A 16,685-nucleotide genomic window follows, 5' to 3' on the forward strand; every position below is an offset into this window, starting at 1 on the left:
AAATGCAAGGTTTAGTCTAGTTTAATAAATCTGGCTGTTTTCGTCTCTTTCTTTTCTCTAACCCTCAAGGTATAAATACCTGGCTTAAGGTTTTCTATCCTCAGCGATTCTTGGAAAATAGCACTGCTCTTATGAGTCTCAACTTGCTTCACTATCCTACCTTCCACATTCACTATATCAAGCGTCACATTGCCGATATAGCCTCCTTCATAAGTAATATTTATGATCTCGCTAGTCGGGTTAGGTGAGATATTCATCTTTACTTGACTAGAACCTTCATTAAGTCCTGTAACCAAATCGAAAGGAAGAGTGTAGGAGAAAGCGGAAGCAAGACCATTCGCATCGATTGCCTGAATAGAGGCAGACATGACTCTACCCGAAATATCTCTCTTTATAAAAAGCTGATTGTCCTTGGTAAAAAGAAGATCGTTCTTTGTCTTATTCAGTTGATTATTGTCATACCTTGGATTAAGAATTGTGCCGTCATCTTCATACTTTAAGTGAACATGATATCGCATATTCTCTTTGGGAGTGAGGTCATCAACCGCATCATCCCAAGTAATTAGTACACCGCTGGTTACATTATATGCCCAAAGATTATTGGGTTTGGCTGGTGGGTTATTTGTTCTTCCCCAACCCGTAGAGGCACTGGAAAGGTAATAATCTAGCCTTTTACCTCTTTTCATAAAAATATCTACAGAACCATCGCCATTGAAATCCTCGACAATAGACGCGGTAGCCATGCCATATTTAACATAATTCACAAATTCACCCCTACGCATTCTCTCAAAACTACCATCGCCTGAATTGACATAGAAGAAGGGGTAGTAAGACATCAATATCACATCCAGATCACCATCATGATCAATATCTGCTACATTAAGATGGTTTATCTCCAAAGTAATGCCTTGAAAGTCTGACCTTAAACTAAACTGACCATCCTCCTGAGTAAAGTAGACGATACTCGGGTTTGAGCTTAAATCACCTACATACATTAAGTCCAAATAGCCATTACGATCAAAATCGCTCCACACAGATTGGAAATGACTCTCATAGTATCTCAAAGTTGGTGCTCCCACCAGAGGCACTGCTTCAGACAACTTAAAGTTCCCCTTGCCATCATTATACAAAAGCACTGGCTCACGTAATAAATGACCAAACAAATCTTTATCCCCATCATTATCCAGGTCGACAAAAGCTTCACCGCCAATACTGAACCCTTCAAGCATAAGTCTTTCTTTAAAAAAGTCACCTTCATTGCTTAAGAAGACCGTGCTTTCTTTAAAACCTGTTTGGTTCGTAACGTTACATACCACATCTATATCACCATCGTGATCGAAGTCTACCCAAATTGGAGCACCTCTTATTCCAAAGCCACTTGCCATTGACAATATGAGGTTCTTTATCTCAAAACGAAAATTCCCCTTATTTAAAAAGACACTCAGTTTCGGTCCCTCTTCAGTATTTCCAAAGTGCGCTACATCCAGCAATCCATCTCCATCAAAATCGATGGTTGTGAGAAGACCTGCTACAGGTCCTTTTTGGTCTACCTGAGCACGCGAACTAACCCAATTTCCGTCTACATATTTTAAGATATTCAGCTCATTGCCTTCATCTCCAGACAGGTAAACAATTTCCATTGTACCATCATTATCAAAATCTCCCCTTTTAAAGTCATTAAAGGGAGATCCATCGAGAACATTGGTTTCTGTATAAAGTAAGGGATAGGTTTTAAAAGTAACTATTGTTGCCGCCTCTTCGAACGCACAATGATAGGGTACCACCTTAAACGAGTACTCGGTATCGGCCAATAAGTTTTCCAAAAGGTATGATGTAGAGTTGGCAGGGATTTCGTTCGAAAAGAGTGTCTCTCCATTTAATTCAAATGGATAAATCCTATAGGATTGTTCAGAAACTGAACGATCAGTCCACTCCAGAAGTACTTTGGTATCTGAAATATGAGTATATCTCACAATTGGTGCAACAGGTGCAGTACCATTCATTTCGAATGTTGCAGTATAATCTAGTTCCGATGCTCTGAACCCATTGTCAATAGCTTGTACAGATACAGTATACACACCATTGGGAATACAGTTGATTGTGGTTTCAAGAGTAGAAACAAAATTCCTCCTCTCTGTAGTTAGTCGCAATCCATTTGCTGTAGACCAAGGAGCAATTAGATAATTTCCTTCTGAGTCTTTGATAGATATTTCGTAGTGCAGCTTATTACTTTCCGATTCATTGTCTTCGGCACTCTCCCACTGTATTCTTACGGTATTTAAAGCATGATTAGGGCTTAGCGTTAAATTCTTCACTTTACTGGGCGAACTATTGAGCTTTGTCATATCCAACTCGTCCAGATAGTTATCCAACCAATTCATTGTAGTATATCTAAGGCTGGAATGATACTGAGAAACCAAGATGTCGAGGTCGCCATCATTATCTTTGTCGGCCAGAGCCAAGAGGTCTACTCCGTAATCTGGTAGCCTCTGAAAAGTATAGCTATTCGAATCTTTTTCACTGTAGGCTATAATGGTTCTTTTTCCTACAATAGAAGTTCCATTCAGTACGTATTCGTTATACACAATATCACTTAAACCATCATTATTAAAATCGGCCACCAAAGGGTTACCTACAAGATTCTCTGTTAAGACAAGTTGTTCTTTCAATTGCCCATCTGCCATGGTGCAAACCGCCAAGCTAAATTGCGATTCGTTAGTTCCCTGAACCAAGATTTGAAATTCGTTTCCTGAATTAAAGTCGCCACTTATAACGTCTAAAATACCTCCCTCTCCTATTTTAAAATACGTACTCTCATCATAACCACTATTCGTATTTGTGAGCAATACCAATCGATCATAGTAGACGAACAGTAAATCCTTTTTACCATCTCGGTTAACATCAATCAACTCAACATTCTCTGCTGGTTTATTCAATTGTTGGGTAGTGGCCATTACCTTTTGAATGAAAATGGGTTCTGATTGAGGTTTGAGAATATCATAATAAAGCCATTTCCATTCAGATACTTTCGGAGTCGGATATTCCAGCTTTAAATCATTATTTATATCAAAGAATCCAATACCGTTGGAGCCGGGAAAGCCAATAGATTCTGCCTCCATAAGCTCAAGGTTAAAGTCTCCTTTGTTCAAGAATAGCTCAAGTGAACCCTGAAGCTGAGCCAAATCCATAAGCCCATCGTTATTGTAGTCTGTTACAACCACAACAACCTCTTCTCTTAGCGAATTTCTTGTGATTTGATGCTCGAGATAACTGCCATCTGACTTCTGCTCGTATATGGAAAACACTACGTGTCCATTCTTAAGTAGGGCAGAAATAAAAATATCGACTCGGCCGTCATTGTTAAAATCGGCCAAATTCGCTGCAAACAGGTCTTCAATGTTACCAATAACCTCAATAGGCAACAAATTAAAATCGAGCTTAGAAGTTGTTACAGAAAGCTCTACATATGGTGCTTCAAAACCACAGCTATAGCCCTCAATTTTATAGTCATATTCCAGGTTAGACTCCAAGTTACTATCTGTAAAAACGAGAGTCTCAGCATCCACTGAAGCAAGCGGCAGTAAAGGGTATGCATTTTCAGAAGAAAGCTTTCTAAAAATCCTATACTGCGTAACATGCTGTCCTCCGAGCCATTGAATTGAAACAGAATTACTTGAAGCTTCTATTACCTGAGGACTTGAAGGAGCTGTAGGAGCATTTCTGTCGATTGTAAAGGTACCAAAGTCAGAAAATGGGGAAACCAAACGAGTCTGATCTACTGCCTGTACCTTCCACTTGTATTGACCATTTGGCATACAGGTTAAAGGAAGACTCAGGGAAGATGTCTGCCCTCTGGTGTTGGTTTTCAAATCATTATCAGAAGACATTGAATGAAATACTACCGTTCCATCCATCTGCTCAACCACTACATTGTATAAAAGAGCAGCTTGTTCTGACTCATTGTCTGATGCCTTAGTCCAGCTAAGCTTGACACCCGTTTCAGAAACCTCTGCCGTAGTCTGAACGGGGGGTGTCGGTCTTTGATTAACAAGACTGGAGCCTTCTACTAACTGGTTTCTCGAAATAACAATTCCGGTGTTTTCTACACTGGGGTAAGTAAAAAACACCACATCCAAATCTCCATCATTATCAAAGTCCAACCAATCTGTTTTGGCCACACTGTTGTCAATAAATAAGGTGGTTGACTCATCGAACACACCATTATTATTGATCAGTACTTTATTAATGAGTTGCTCATTCTCAAATAAGTTCAATAACAGAATATCTAAATCACCATCTAAGTCGTAGTCTTCGATTTTTAATTCATTTGGCACGTTGACCAGAGTTATTTGCATGTCGACCAACTGCGAAATTTCCCCACCCATCCACTTTAAGAAGTTAAGTGTGGCTTTGTTATCTATGTAATCCACATAAACAATCTCGGGCAGTCCATCGGCATCAATATCTGCGGTATTAAAATGCATACCACTGACTATCTCGTTTTGAAAGTTGTTTGGCTCCAACGAACCAGACTTATTTATAAATACCGTATTAAATTCCTTGCCAGATGGCCTAAAGAGTACTAAGTCTTTAAAACCATCCGCATTGAGGTCTGCTTCAACCCAGTTGCTCTGTTCGTAGAGGTGAATATCTGTTGCTATATCACTAGTTGGTATATAGCGTTTAACATCATTGGCCTGTACAAGTGTGTAAAGAGTCCCTCCCCGATCAATTAATTCGATCACACCGTCATTTTCAATATCTACCGCATTTACACCTCTTAGAACAACATTTTCTTCCAGCCCATTAATTCTGGAAAACACAAGCCCTCCCTGATTTAAATAAACTGCCGCATTGTTTCCGATATCTGTTTCCTGAGTGAAAACAACATCTATTAGATTATCACCATCGATATGAACAAAAACAGCCTCACCAATCGGGGCATTGGGAAAAACATTATCTAGACGTTCAAAGGTGTTCCCGTTGTACTTCAGTACTACAGAAAGACTTTCTCCATCCTCCAATCCACTAACAATAATTTCTTTGAATCCATCATTGTCTAAATCGGCATGATTTATAGCTATTATACTTAGCGATGGCACTAGTAATTCATAAAACTTTTGGTATTGCTGTGAAAGGAGATTTACAGTAGTGATTGAAAGCCAACCAAACACAAAAATACACTTGCGCATATAGGTAATTTTGTGCGAATATTGATAGAAAGAACAAGATTTAAAAGAGTTTTTTTTAGGCTAAAACAAAAAAAAATCTCCATTTCGAAACCGGTTAACTATCCTGAATATCAATAGATAAAAACTCCTCTATAACTCAATATTCCTAAGCTTACGCTTCGCCTTCCAGTAGCCCCAAAGTAATTTGGGGCTTATGCCTTTTTTCCGCGAGAAGCTTCAAGCATATCCCACATTTCCTGAGGTATTTTTTCCAGATGACTAAACTCTCCGGCTCCCATTAACCATTCACCTCCATCAATAGTAACTACCTCTCCATTGACAAATGAAGAAAAATCAGACATGAGGTATGCTGCAAGATTGGCAAGTTCCTGGTGTTCCCCCACTCTGCCTACGGGCACAAGCTTGGCCGGATCGAATTTCTTCACCAAATCTCCTGGAAGTAATCGACTCCAGGCCCCTTCTGTAGGAAATGGCCCTGGTGCAATGGCATTCATACGAATGTTGTATTTAGCCCATTCCACCGCCAGTGAACGTGTCATAGCCAAAACGCCCGCTTTGGCACAAGCCGATGGCACCACATAGCCCGATCCTGTCCAGGCATAAGTGGTTACAATATTTAGCACTGTTCCTGCTTGTTTCTTATCAATCCATCGTTTCCCAAGGGCAAGGGTAAAGTTGGTCGTACCTTTTAAAACAATGTCTATAATGGTATTAAATGCCCGGTGCGACAAGCGCTCCGTAGGGCTCACAAAATTACCTGCCGCATTGTTTAAGAGTCCGTGAATAGCCCCAAAATGATCCTCAGTTTGTTTAAGAACAGCTTCTACCTGGTCATATTCCCTTACATCGCAAGCAATAGGTAGTACCTTGCCACCTGTTTCTTCCTCAAGTGCTGCGGCTGTTTTTTCGAGCACTTCCATCTTACGGCTGGTAATTACAAGGTTTGCCCCAAGCTCTAAAAAGTACTTACCCATAGACCTCCCAAGGCCTGTGCCTCCACCGGTTACAATTATGGCTTTACCTTTTAGTGCATCGTCTTTTAACATTCCATCTGTTCTCATGAGTAACTCTTACGTTTTTAGGTTCGTTGTTAAGTTATCGAATAATTCTCTGCATGCATAACATTTTGAACACCCAAAACTAAATTTCAAATTGGCTGTCATTTCATTAAATCTCGAACGAAATGAGCATATTTGCCTATAAGTCAAAAAACCTATGAGCCGTCTAAAAACTCACCTTATTCTCCTTGTTGCAGCCACCACAGTTTTAAGTTCTTGCGTGGCCAAAAAAGAATTCGATGCCCTCTTTAATGAAAAAACAGGCCTCGAAAATGAAAATGCCAACCTGAAAGAGCAGTTGGAAATTGCTGAAGAAAAGATAAGCAGGCTGGAAGTGCAGGTGGAAGAGTACAAAGGCAAAACTGCCGCCTTGCAAAGCGACCTTGAACTACTTACCAAAGAATACAATACCGTAAAAGCCGATTACGACAGAGTAAAACAACTTTATGACAACCTGCTAAGCAACAGCAGTCAATTAAATTCAGATCTGGCCCAACAGCAACAACGGCTACTGGCCATTGAAGATGACCTCGAAATTGAACGAAAGAAAAACCAGGAACTGGCCGAGGACCTGGCCAAAAGAGAAGCGCGTGTGGCCGAATTGGAAAAACTAATTGCAGATAAAGAAAAGGCCGTTGAGCAACTGAAAAAGCGAGTTACAGATGCACTATTGAACTTTGATGAAGGCGAACTAACGGTTGAGGTAAAAAATGGCAAAGTGTACGTTTCCTTGGCTGAAAAGCTGCTTTTTGGTTCTGGAAGCACCAAGGTTGATGCCAAAGGGATTGAAGCACTTAAACAATTGGCCAATGCGCTCAAAGGAAATAACGAGATCAACATTATGGTAGAAGGCCACACCGATAATGTACCTATCTCACGTACATCTCAGTATATGAATGATAACTGGGACCTGAGTGTGATGCGTGCCACATCCATTGTCAGAATCCTTGTAAACAATGGAGTAAACCCTGAGACGATTACAGCCTCTGGCCGGGGCGAATACTCCCCTATTGCCATTAATAACACTCCAGAAAACAAAGCTTTGAACAGACGCACTGAGATAATACTCACTCCAAAGCTAGATGCCCTGTTTCAAATTTTAGAGACCTATTAAACAATTGGTCTGAAATAACGATTGTATCTCCATGAATGGCACCAACGAATATTCCGAATACAGCAAAGAGGAGCTTAACGCTAAATTGAACAAGTTCAAAAGGCTTCAGAAAGCTATTACCATTGCTGCAATTTTAGCAGCGGTGGTAATAGTCATAGTTTCTTATTTAAGGAATGCTCCACAAGGATACAAAATGGCTCCTATTTTTCTCATTGTAGGAATAGGTTACCCTTACCTGGCATTTGGAGGTGTCAAAACCAAAATTCAGCTTGAACTGGAGAACCGCTCAAAAAGCTGAGGCTCTTTCCATCAGGAAAGCACAAATAAGTGCTCCATAAGTGCCCAGAGCATAACCTAAAACAGCCAATAAAACCCCCACTGGTGCTAATGCAGGGCTAAAAGCAGAAGCTACAACTGGTGCAGAAGCCGCTCCTCCCACATTGGCCTGGCTTCCCACAGCCACAAAGAAGAATGGTGCTTTAATCAACTTGGCTACCACCACCATAATGAGTACATGAAAGAGCATCCAGGTAATGCCTATGGAGAATAGTCCCAAGTTATCAAACACCTCACGGATGTTCATTTTCATACCAATGGTGGCTACCAAAATGAAAATAAATACGCTACCCAACCGCGAGGCACCCGCTCCCTCATATTTCCGCAAGCGAGTAAATGATAACCCAACACCTACTGTGGTAGCAATTACCACAATCCAGAAGAAACCTGAAGCTAGTGACTCTAACGAAAAACGCTTGAGCCATTCCATACGAGCAGCCAGCATTGGCGAAATCAAATCAGATCCCCAATGAGCAAGAGCAGTTCCTCCAAATGCAATTGCCAGAATCATATAAGTATCGGCCAGGGTGGGAATCTTAGCTATACCGGCCTGATATTCTTCCACCCTTCTCTTTAAATCATCTATAGCACTGGTATCAGACTTAAGCCAAGCGTCTACCTTTTTACTAATATTGGCTCCATAAAGCAGAAAACCGGTCCAGATGTTAGCACAAATCACATCAACCACAATCATGGTAGCGAAAAGGTCTTCGCCAACTTTAAAAATTTCCTTCATAGAGGCTTGGTTAGCACCTCCACCAATCCAGCTACCGGCCACTGTAGAAAGTCCGCGCCAAACCTCCTGACCCTCACCTACATCCAGCACACCGGGCGCAATAGAAGAAATAAGTAATATAGCCAAGGGCCCGCCCAAGACAATACCTACTGTTGCAGCTAAAAACATTATAATAGCCTTAGGCCCAAGGTTCATTATCCCTTTGAGGTCTATGCTCAAACAAAGTAAAACCAACGAAGCCGGCAATAAATAGCGCGAAGCCACATAGTATAAGTTAGACTGTTCTCCGTCTATAAGCCCCAGCGGCCAGTTGAGTAGTGCGGGCAAAAAATAACAGAGCAAAATACTGGGCACTATGGTGTAGAATTTCTTCCAAAAGGGCTTTCCCGAACTTGAAGTATAGAATACACAGGCTACCACCATTATGAGTAGTCCAAGAACAATGGCATCGTTGGTAAACACCGGCATGGCTGTTTTTTTGGTTAGGCTCCAAGTATAGGAATTTTTCATTAGTTGAACCGCTGTTTTTATGGTCAAAACCTCAAGGCTCCTGTTCTGAAGCACCGTTCATCCTTCATTTAAGATTTTTATAAGGTTCGCACCCAAATACTCTTTAGAATCCCATATATTCGGATTTTAAATTTTTATCAATGGCTAATAGAGGAGGATTTTCAAGCAGACTTGGATTTATTGCTGCCGCAGCAGGATCGGCAGTTGGATTAGGAAACATATGGGGTTTTCCCTATGAAGTTGGACAAGGAGGTGGTGCAGCCTTTGTGGTAATGTACCTGATTTTCTGCTTTATACTCTGCTATCCGGTAATGGTTACCGAAATTGCCATAGGTCGTAAAACGGAGAAAAACCCGGTAGGTGCTTTCAATGCACTGGGCTTTAAAAAATGGAGTTTTGTTGGAAAACTCGGCATTCTCAGTGGCTTTCTTATTCTTTCATTTTACAATGTAATTGCCGGTTGGGCCTTTGGCTATATTTTCGAAATGGCTTCGGGCAACTTTGGTATAGCCGAGCAGTTTGGAGAGTTTGTTAAAGATATTTTTAAAGTTGGAGCCTATGGCCTGCTCTTTATGGCTACTACGGCCTATGTGGTTTCCAAAGGAGTTTCAGGAGGAATAGAGAAGGCAGCTAAGTTTCTGATGCCTACACTCATTGTAATGATTCTAGCCCTTGTGGTATATTCCTTAACCCTGCCTAATGCCGTAGAAGGATTGAAATTCTACCTTATACCTGATTTTTCTGAAATAAATGCCGAAGTAGTAACCAACGCTCTTGGCCAGGCCTTCTTCTCTCTTTCTTTGGGAATGGGCGCACTAATTACTTACGGCTCTTATGTAAATAAAAAGGAAAACATTGTCTCTGCCGCGGCCTTCATTACGCTGGCCGATGTGGGTATAGCCGTGATTGCCGGTATGATGATCTTTCCATTAATAGGCTTTATGAGTGGCGGTACCATGGAAGGCGTAGGTAGTGGCCCGGCCCTAATATTCGTTACCTTACCTCAAATTTTTGGTACCATTGGCGGTACCTTAGGAGCCATAGCCGGCACCGTGTTTTTTGTACTTCTGTGTTTTGCGGCCCTCACCTCTACCGTATCTCTGCTAGAAGTACCGGTAGCCTATGTGGTAGACGAGAAAAAGGTTAAAAGAAAAAGAGCTGTTTGGCTGGTGGCGGGGCTTATTTACCTCATTGGTATACCATCACTACTTGGCAATGGCTACTCAGACTTCTTCTCTAATTTCATTACCTACCCCGGTGCAGAAAGTGCCACTGACTTCCTGAGCTTTATTGCCAATGTGGCCAATGATTCCTTCCTTCCGCTGGGCGGCTGTTTAATTGTATTCTTTGCCGCTCATGTTTGGAAGAAGCACAATTTGGACGAAGAACTTGCCAACGGATCTCCGAACTATAAAGGCTCATTTGTTCAGAAATACTTACACTTTGCCATTAGCTATTTAGCACCAACCATTCTGGCATTTATCTTTATAATTACAGTGTTAAAAACATACTTTGGCGTAAACCTTTTTTAAAGCTTACACGAATTTCAGATATTGAATCCTCTCCCTGAAAAGAGAGGATTTTTTTATGCTCAAACTAAAACTGACTTTACTTCTGGGGTTACTCACAGGCCTATCAGCCTATGCACAATACCCCCTCATTGAAACCCGGGCCTATATATGCAAGCAGCCCATAGACCCACTGATGATTGACGGAAAAGCTGACGAACAATCATGGAAAAATGCTCAGTGGACGGACGATTTTGTAGATATTGAAGGGCATAAAAAACCTAAGCCCCATTTGCGTACCAGGGTAAAAATGCTCTGGGACGAAAACTACTTTTACTTCTATGCTGAATTGGAAGAACCCCACATATGGGCCAAACTAAAACAGCGCGATACGGTGATTTTTTACGACAACGACTTCGAAATATTCATAGACCCTGACGGTGACACTCACCATTATTATGAATATGAAGTGAATGCCTTCAACACCATCTGGGATCTTATGCTTACAAGAGCCTATAGAGACAATGGCCAGGCCATAGATCACTGGAATATTAACGGAATTCGTTCGGCTGTTCACATTGAAGGGAGCCTCAACAACCCCTCCGACACGGATAAATACTGGTCGGTTGAAGTAGCCATGCCCTGGAATGCTTTGGAAGAAGCGGCTTTTAAAGGAAAAAAACCTAAAGCCCGAGACGTTTGGCGCGTTAACTTTTCCCGGGTTCAGTGGGATACCAAAATTGTAAATGGTGGATATGAAAAGATGGTTGACCCCAAAGCCAAACGACCGGTTGAACATAACTGGGTGTGGTCTCCTCAGCGCATTATAGCCATGCACGAACCCGAGTATTGGGGGCAGGTAGTCTTTTCGGCCAAAACGGTGGATCAACCTGACCAGTATGTATCTGATTTTGGCTCTGAAGAAGTGAGACAACTGCTGGCTCATATACACCGAAACCAACAGCAGAGCAAGAAAAAAACCGGCTCATACACTGCGGCAAAAGATCAATTGCTGGAAGCCAAAACGTTTCATGTAGGCAAACCTATTGTATGGCAGTTACAGGCCGATAAATACCGCTACCATGCCATTATGCCACACCCATTCAATGCAGGCATCGTGTGGCATATAGACGAAACAGGAAGACTATGGAAAGAATTTAAGTAATGGATAAAAGACAGTTTATTAAACAACTAGGCCTTGGAACAGCGGCCATAGTGGGAAGCCCCCTGCTATTTCATTCATGCCAACCTAAAGACACCATCAGCGACTTTAAACTCTGGATTTGGACAGGTGGAGGCAATAAAACAGAAGCCGATTGGGATAAAGAGCTGGAAGGCCTTAAGAACCTGGGTTTCTATGGTGTTTTAGTAGGTGGTGGAAAACCCGTACTGGAAAAAGCTATTCCTGCCGCAAAAAAACACGGACTGCAAATACATGCCTGGCTATGGACCATGAACAGGCCGGGCGACCCAACCGCCCAGCAACACCCCGAATGGTATGCAGTAAGCCGAGAAGGCAACTCCAGCTTTGATGTACGGCCTTATGTAGACTATTACCAGTGGCTTTGCCCTACCAAACCTGAGGTTCAGGAGTTTGTCTTTAATGGCATGATGGAGGTGTGTGAAATAGAAGGATTAGATGGTATTCAGCTCGACTATGTGCGGTACTGCGATGTAATTCTTCCCCGAGGACTATGGGAAAAGTATGATCTTGTGCAAGACCATGAAATGCCCGAGTTCGACTTTTGTTATTGCGAAGATTGCCGAAACAAGTTCAAAGCTGAACAAGGATACGATCCGCTCGACCTGGATGATCCAAGCACTGACAGCCAATGGAGACAATTCAGATATGATTCCATCACTCATTTGGTAAATAAAATTGCCGAAGGTGTTCATCAAAGAAAAAAGCAAATATCAGCCTCCGTATTTGCCACCCCATCGCTCGCCCGTAAAATGGTAAGACAAGACTGGGACAAATGGAACCTCGACTTTGTGTTCCCCATGGTCTACTATAAGTTTTATGCCGAAGATATAGGCTTTATGAAAAGAGCAACCGAAGAAGGTCTGAACGATTTAAACGGAAGCAAACCATTGTACACAGCCTTCTACCTGGCCGACAAGAATGATAAGGAAGTGGCAGAAGCCGTAAAGCTTGTAAAAGACACCAAAGCCAATGGTATGGCCTTCTATGATTACGGACTACTTAACGAATCCTTCCAAAAGACCATTACAGAAGCCTTGAAACAATAAGTGCTTCTCCAAAAGAAAAAGAGGCGGTCTCAAAAGCTGAATGTCATTCCCAATAAAGTTGAGCATGACCATTATAGTTGACTTTTGAGATCGCCTTCTTATTATAATCAACCTGCTACCCGAAAAGTAGAACCGGACTTTGCATCTTTCAAAAGCTCATTGACTCTTTCGGCCCACCTTTTGGCCATTAGTGGTTCTCCATTTGGTAGGGCTGTTGACTCCGAATCGAAAAGAATTATCCTCTCTTGTGCCTTACCGGGTTCTGGATGAAAAATCAGTGAAACCTTATCCATGTAGGCTTCTTTTCCTACTTGCCTTTTTTGGATTGCTACCGTACAATTCTTCACCGCAACCAAGTCTATGACCTTATTCGTAAAGCCAATCTTTTGATCTCTTGTATAAAAGAGGTATCGGTTTGTTTCATCGATACCCAACCCAAAATCAAGTCCCAACTCATGCGCCTCAACTTGGGCAGCCTGGCCTGTGGCAAGCACCTGTAACTGATTGATTAGTATTTTCTCTTTGTTCTTTCTACTTCTTTTTAAAAGAACAAATATGTATATGCATAGGGCTAAAATTGCCAGCCCAAATAGTGTTGTTCTAAACTCCATTTGATTAATAATTAATTGATAACAGAAATGACTTCTGTCTTAAACTGTTTGGAACGATACGAAGGGAATACCTTCAAAATAGACTAGCCATTAAACCGTACAGCAGAGCCGTCTCAGGTGGTGTTTTCACAGCATCTGAAACACTCCTTTCCCAAGACATCAATGGAGACAAACCACAGAAGTCTGATGTTAACGGCTTAAGTAAGCTATCCTATAAAAAGGGGCTATAAAAAGAAATGCTTTGGATAGAGCCTGGCTACGAGTTTTTCTAAAATAAGAGCCTCGTAGAAAACCCGTTTCTCCGCAAAAAATGCCAGCCTATGAGCTGTATCAAGAGCCTTCATAGCTTTGGCATTCTCTTTCTGCAGGTCGGAAGACGTTGGATCACCGGAGTACTGAGTAAAACCGGTTGCTACAGACTTTACTAAGGATCCGGGGATAAAAAGAGGAGAATGAATCGATTGAATGGTCTCACCTTGTCCGTCAGTAACCAAGCCATGCAGATGAGCCGTTTTATAGGCAAAAAAACCCTGCCCAACCGTAAGCCCTACGGCCAGAAAGAGACTTACAAGAATAACTGACTTACGATACAATCTCAACAAAATGATATAAATACACGAAGTTAGGCGAAGTTAGTATCTCTTAGGAAGAAAAGGTATTAAATAGTTTTTAGGTGTAAAGAAGGATGCCTCAAAAACCACAAAACCCGTCCTTCTACTCCCAAGCCTCAGGGTCAGAATCCTTAGTACTGAAATTAAATTCCTAAAGCTCCTGAAACAAGACCGGCTGTAGACAGCGACAGGTTCTCGATGACGCTAGACTGAATTTTCAGACAGTCTCTAAGGTTAGTTACTGGTTTCTACCGGCACTGCCTTGGCCCACACTTTGGGTAGGTCTGGATTTTCTTTTTTATGCCACCAAACGGCATAATCGGCACCAGACTTACTGTAATACTTTTCGATGTATACATAATACTTCTTCTCCTTGGCATCGTAGTGCAAACCGGCATCTTTGAATTTCTTCTTCATTTGCTCCAATACTTGCTCATTGGCCGCTTTATCGGCCGAATTGGCAACCACAATAAGGTAGTTTTTTTTGTCATCTACTTTGTCTTGTGCCATAACCTGGCCTGCAAAAAAGCTCAACAAAAAAACCGTAAACAGAGAGGCGAATATTCTTTTCATTGTATAGGGTTTTTAATTATTCAGTGAAAATACTAAGATTATCCGTTTTGACCTAACCATAAAAAGCCACCCGTACGGTGGCTTTTTATTTTGGCTATTAACCTCAACCTTCAATAGCCCATCAACTTATTTTTTAATGATTTCCATTTCTACCCTTCTGTTAAGGGCCCGGCCTTCTGCAGTATTGTTATCAGCCCTTGGATTGGCTATGCCATAGCCTTCTGCCTCTAACCTGTCGGCCTCAATTCCCTTGCTCATCAGGTAGGCCTTAACTGCCTCTGCCCTGCGTTTGGACAGTTCCAGATTAGACTGGGCATTACCGCTATTGTCTGTATAGCCCGATAGCTTGAGTCTCAACTCTGGGTTGGCAGTCATTAACTCGGCCACCTGATTGAGCGCATCGTGCGACTCTTCTTTCAGGTTGGCGCTACCGGAATTAAAGGCAACTGATTCTGTAGCCAGGCTCAGGGCTCTTTTTATTTCTTGCTCCCTTTCTAATGCCAGTCTCTCCAACTCTTTCATTCTTGCCAGTTCTATAGCCTCAATACGCTTTCTCTCTCTTTCAGCTTCTGCATTCTTGATAGAGTCTTGTCTTGCTTTTTCAGCTCTTAGGGCTTCTAGTCGTGCGGCTTCTACCTTGGCCAGCTCTTCTTGCTCTATCTTCTCAAACAGTGCTTTGTAGGCTTCTTCGGCTCTTTGGTTCTTCTCTTTCTTTTTGCCTTCTTCCAGGCTCTTCAAGTAGCACAGGGCCTTTTCCTTGTCTTCCGGATTCACCAGGTTCTCATCGAAAATGCGCTGGTCTATGATTCTGTTCACTACGGCAAGCCCTTCTTCTTCACAGACATTGGCCTTTTCTTCCGGGGTATTGAGTTGATAGTGAACACCAAATTCATTGAAGCCATCGGCCAGGAACGGGGCATCTTTCTGTCCGAAGTCATAGTTGTAGTTAAACAACAGTTTTGGCAACACCTGGGCACCAAAGCCTATGGATGGGCCATAGTTATCACGATAGCCTAATGAGGCACTGAATTTTTCCTTGAAATTGGCCTGGGCCATCAGGTCTAGTTCGGCACCTATGGTTTCTCTCATCCGCATGCCCAAATAGGGTGTGAGGCTCAGATCCGGATTAATGGTAAAGCTGTAACGCACGCCTCCTATAAAGTCAGGCACGTTGTCATCGTTAATGCGGATATAGGCATCGTCTGAAAGGCTTTGGTTGATTACGGTCGGAACGGCCACGTCTACGCCTAATCTGCCACGTCTGTAGCTGGCCGATAAGTCTACACTCAAGGAGCTTCCGTTATTGCCCAGTAGGTCTACCAGCACATTGTCCGATGGGTTTTCCGGGTTCACTCTTTCTTCGTTCAGACTGAAGAAGGAAAGACCAATCTGGCTACCTATGCTCAGTCCATCGTTTCCTTCGCCAAACAGCTTATAACCTACTCCTCCTGAAAGTTTTACCTGGCTGGTGAAGCCTATATCGGCTGTGGTCAGGTTACCGGTAAAGGCCAGTTTATTTCTAAAGGTGGAGTTATAGGCCAGGGCGAAGTTTTTTGGAGCACCGACCAGCCCCCCAAACTGGTCGCGGTACACTAAACTTATGTAACGGTGCTCCTGAAAGACTGCCCCGGAAGGGTAGGCCAATGTGCCTGCATTGAAGTACTGATTGTACAAAGGTACTTGCTGTGCCTTGGCCCCTACTGCAATCAAAGCCATAGTGAAGGCAAGGATGAATTTGTTTCTGATGTTTTTCATTTGCTTATGCATGACTTTGATGTTTATCTGTTTCTAATGATGGTTAAGAAGCCTTTAATGGTTCTGGCCGGGCTTGTAGACTGCTCGTTTTCAAAGATGAGTATCTCGTAATAGTAGGTACCATCCGGTACCGGATTGTCTTTGAATGTTCCGGCCCAATCGTTGGTGTAATTCACTTTACTGTAGATGAGTTTTCCTCCTTGTGCAAAGATCTTTACTTGGTTGAACGGATTGTCCAGCAGGTCTTCAATCACCCAGGTTTCGTTGATTCCATCACCGTTTGGCGAGAACACGTTCTTCACATCGGCACCTGGTTGGTTCTGGGTGTATTCCCTCACCGGCTCGGCTACCACATCTTCAATGGTTATGCTGAAGGTTTGCTCGAAAGTAAGCCCTCCTGCATCGGCTACCTGCACACGGATGCTTCGGCT

The 16,685-nt window shown here is 42.4% G+C and carries 13 protein-coding genes; 5 read left to right on the forward strand and 8 right to left on the reverse strand.

What is annotated here, in order from left to right; all coding sequences use genetic code 11:
* Positions 1–11: 11 nt before the first annotated feature.
* Complete coding sequence (locus B3O12_RS09545; RefSeq protein WP_286756130.1) at positions 12–5,192, reverse strand: FG-GAP-like repeat-containing protein; 5,181 nt, start codon at positions 5,190–5,192, stop codon at positions 12–14.
* 191 nt (positions 5,193–5,383) lie between these two features.
* On the reverse strand, positions 5,384–6,253 hold the full coding sequence (locus B3O12_RS09550) for an SDR family oxidoreductase (protein ID WP_286756131.1): 870 nt from the start codon (positions 6,251–6,253) through the stop codon (positions 5,384–5,386).
* Positions 6,254–6,407: 154 nt separating this feature from the next.
* Here B3O12_RS09550 and B3O12_RS09555 point away from each other — a divergent pair, with 154 nt between their 5' ends.
* Both B3O12_RS09555 and B3O12_RS09560 read left to right on the forward strand, forming a co-directional pair.
* Positions 6,408–7,364 (forward strand): OmpA family protein, encoded by a 957-nt coding sequence (locus tag B3O12_RS09555; protein WP_286756132.1) that lies wholly within the window; start codon positions 6,408–6,410, stop codon positions 7,362–7,364.
* Between the two features lie 31 nt (positions 7,365–7,395).
* A complete protein-coding gene (locus B3O12_RS09560; protein ID WP_286756133.1) occupies positions 7,396–7,662 on the forward strand; it encodes a hypothetical protein in 267 nt (88 codons plus the stop codon).
* Here B3O12_RS09560 and B3O12_RS09565 read toward each other — a convergent pair.
* Positions 7,651–8,946 carry a DUF819 domain-containing protein gene (locus tag B3O12_RS09565; protein ID WP_286756134.1) on the reverse strand — a complete coding sequence of 432 codons (1,296 nt, stop codon included), beginning with the start codon at positions 8,944–8,946 and terminating at the stop codon, positions 7,651–7,653. The two genes, B3O12_RS09560 and B3O12_RS09565, sit on opposite strands and share 12 nt — an antisense overlap.
* Positions 8,947–9,086: 140 nt before the next feature.
* Here B3O12_RS09565 and B3O12_RS09570 point away from each other — a divergent pair, with 140 nt between their 5' ends.
* From B3O12_RS09570 to B3O12_RS09580, 3 genes are read left to right on the forward strand one after another with little or no spacing between them, the layout of a single operon-like run.
* Entirely contained in the window at positions 9,087–10,478 is a 1,392-nt protein-coding gene (locus B3O12_RS09570; RefSeq protein ID WP_189629787.1) for a sodium-dependent transporter, read from the forward strand.
* Positions 10,479–10,533: 55 nt separating this feature from the next.
* Positions 10,534–11,619, forward strand: a complete 1,086-nt coding sequence (locus B3O12_RS09575) for a carbohydrate-binding family 9-like protein (RefSeq protein ID WP_286756135.1) — start codon at positions 10,534–10,536, stop codon at positions 11,617–11,619.
* A complete protein-coding gene (locus B3O12_RS09580; protein ID WP_286743048.1) occupies positions 11,619–12,704 on the forward strand; it encodes a family 10 glycosylhydrolase in 1,086 nt (361 codons plus the stop codon). The genes B3O12_RS09575 and B3O12_RS09580 overlap by 1 nt, the downstream gene beginning before the upstream one ends.
* Positions 12,705–12,811: 107 nt before the next feature.
* On the opposite strand, the gene B3O12_RS09585 is transcribed toward B3O12_RS09580, so the two are convergent.
* From B3O12_RS09585 to B3O12_RS09605, 5 genes are all read right to left on the reverse strand, one after another.
* A complete protein-coding gene (locus tag B3O12_RS09585) occupies positions 12,812–13,315 on the reverse strand; it encodes a hypothetical protein (RefSeq protein ID WP_286756136.1) in 504 nt (167 codons plus the stop codon).
* A gap of 224 nt (positions 13,316–13,539) precedes the next feature.
* Positions 13,540–13,914 (reverse strand): hypothetical protein, encoded by a 375-nt coding sequence (locus B3O12_RS09590; protein WP_286756137.1) that lies wholly within the window; start codon positions 13,912–13,914, stop codon positions 13,540–13,542.
* A gap of 246 nt (positions 13,915–14,160) precedes the next feature.
* Positions 14,161–14,499 (reverse strand): hypothetical protein, encoded by a 339-nt coding sequence (locus B3O12_RS09595; protein ID WP_189629782.1) that lies wholly within the window; start codon positions 14,497–14,499, stop codon positions 14,161–14,163.
* Positions 14,500–14,625: 126 nt separating this feature from the next.
* Positions 14,626–16,266: a PorP/SprF family type IX secretion system membrane protein gene (locus B3O12_RS09600; RefSeq protein ID WP_286756138.1), complete on the reverse strand. Its 1,641-nt coding sequence runs from the start codon at positions 16,264–16,266 to the stop codon at positions 14,626–14,628.
* A gap of 11 nt (positions 16,267–16,277) precedes the next feature.
* On the reverse strand, positions 16,278–16,685 hold a 408-nt coding region (locus B3O12_RS09605), incomplete at its 5' end, for a gliding motility-associated C-terminal domain-containing protein (RefSeq protein ID WP_286756139.1).

Origin of the sequence: Roseivirga sp. UBA838 (genome assembly GCF_002296035.1) — a bacterium.
Classification (GTDB): domain Bacteria; phylum Bacteroidota; class Bacteroidia; order Cytophagales; family Cyclobacteriaceae; genus Roseivirga; species Roseivirga thermotolerans.